Raw genomic sequence first — 1,287 nt, 5'->3', positions numbered from 1 at the left:
TGACCGGTCCCCGATGACGGGACCACCCGGTCTTTGAGTCCGGGTTGTTTTCGATCCAGTTTCAGTTGATGTCGCAGGCCACGGGGTGGTGGGTGTGGCTGCAGCGGGCAGCGTACTCGGCCGGGGTGAGATAGCCCAGCGCCGAATGTCGATGCCGCCGATTGTGTTCGAGCTTGAAGTCGCCGATCACTACCCGCGCCTCGAGCAGACTCGTCCAGTGATTGCGGTTGAGGCACTCCGACCGCAGTCGACGGTTGAACGACTCGATGAATCCGTTGTTCCACGGCGTGCCCGGCGGGATGTAGACGATCCCGACCCGATCGGAGCAAAACTGTTGCAACGCATGGGAAATCATCTCCGGACCGTTGTCCATCCGCAGCACCTTCGGCGGGCCGCCGCGCACGGTGAACACCTTCTCCAGTTCGGCCACCAGCTTCTCAGCGGTGATCGACCGCTCCACCAGATGCAGCAGCGACTCACGGGTGTGCTCGTCGATCATCGACGCGATCTTCACCGCCCGCCCGTCCACGGTGGAGTCGAACTGGAAGTCCAACGCCCACACAACCTTTGGTGCGTCGGCGTCGACCGGCGACGCCGACGAGCACCCGGCCCGCTTGCGCGGCGAATGCTCGCGCACCTGTAAGCCTTCCTCGCGCCAGAGCCGGTGCACCTTCTTCTTGTTCACCTGCGAGCCCTCGTCGAACCGCAGCGCCGCCCACGCTCGACGGAACCCATGGCCTTGATGTTTTGTGGCGTAGGAACGCAGCCAGGCCCGCAAACCGGTGTCCGGATCGGCCTGTGTCTGCGCGGCCGGCAGCCGCCGATACGTGGACCGATGCAGCCCAACCACCTTGCACGCGAACCGCTCCGACATGCCCATCACCTGTTTGAGCATGTCCACCGCCCGCCGCCTGGCGGCCGGGCTCAGAATTTTCCCCGAGCGATCTCCCGCAGCGCGTCCTTCTCCAACTCCGCGTCGGCGAGCAGCCGCTTCAACCTCGCGTTCTGCTCACGCAGTTCCTTGAGTTCCTTCGCGGCATCGGTGTCCACACCGCCGTACTGGCGGCGCCAGTTGTACATCGTCGCCGCCGAGATCCCCAGCTCCGCGGCGATCTCCTCCCCGGACATACCGGTCGCCGCCAACTCGTCGGCACGGCGCAGCTTCCGCACGATCTCCTCCGCGGAATGCCGCTTGCGTCCTGCCATGTCACTCATCGTCCCTTCCAGCCCTCACCAGGGCCAACAGGACTCTAATACCGAGCGGTCCCATTCACTGGGGACAGGCCA

1 protein-coding gene is annotated in these 1,287 nt (G+C 65.0%); it reads right to left on the bottom strand.

What is annotated here, in order from left to right:
- Positions 1–61: 61 nt before the first annotated feature.
- Positions 62–1,215 (bottom strand): IS3 family transposase gene (locus tag ABZW16_RS43965; protein WP_354962103.1). Its coding sequence is split into 2 segments (ribosomal slippage): positions 62–939 and positions 939–1,215, totalling 1,155 coding nucleotides; the frame shifts between segments, so codons are not numbered across the junction.
- Between the last annotated feature and the right edge of the window lie 72 nt (positions 1,216–1,287).

The sequence above is a fragment of the Nocardia sp. NPDC004604 genome, from assembly GCF_040609795.1.
GTDB lineage: Bacteria > Actinomycetota > Actinomycetes > Mycobacteriales > Mycobacteriaceae > Nocardia.
Note: the sequence above shows the minus strand (reverse complement) of the source record. Positions and strands in the feature narration are given on the sequence as shown.